Here is a 381-nt window from a genome sequence, read left to right as displayed (position 1 = left end):
CCGGACCCCAGGAAGCCGGTCAGGATGGTGGCGGGGATGAGGCTCATGGCTGTGAGTTTAGCCCTCGTGGAAGATGGTGCATGGCTGAGGTTTTTTTGAACAGCCGGACGCAGAAGGCGCAGAAGTTACGCAGAAGTCGCAAAAGGGAGCCAAAACCTTTTCCTGGATTTTTCTGCGTCTTCTGCGTGACTTCCGCGCCTTCTGCGTCCGGTTGTCCGCATTCGTTTTCTAATTGCGAATGACCACCAGCCCCTTGAGGTACTCCCCCTCCGGGAAAGCCAGCGTCATCGGATGATCCGGTGCGGCGCCCAGGCGCTCGGCGATGTAGCCGTCGACGCCCGCGTCGGCACCCGCGCCGGCGACGATCTTGTGGAACAGGTC

General features: G+C 60.6%; 1 pseudogene. It reads right to left on the bottom strand.

The annotated features are described in order from the left end of the window. Positions 1-228 precede the first annotated feature (228 nt). A pseudogene (locus WG902_RS22480) lies at positions 229-381 on the bottom strand (23S rRNA (cytosine(1962)-C(5))-methyltransferase RlmI); the annotation flags it as partial.

Source organism: Ramlibacter sp. PS3R-8, from assembly GCF_037572435.1.
GTDB lineage: Bacteria > Pseudomonadota > Gammaproteobacteria > Burkholderiales > Burkholderiaceae_C > Ramlibacter.
This window is presented reverse-complemented; position numbering and strand designations above follow the sequence as displayed.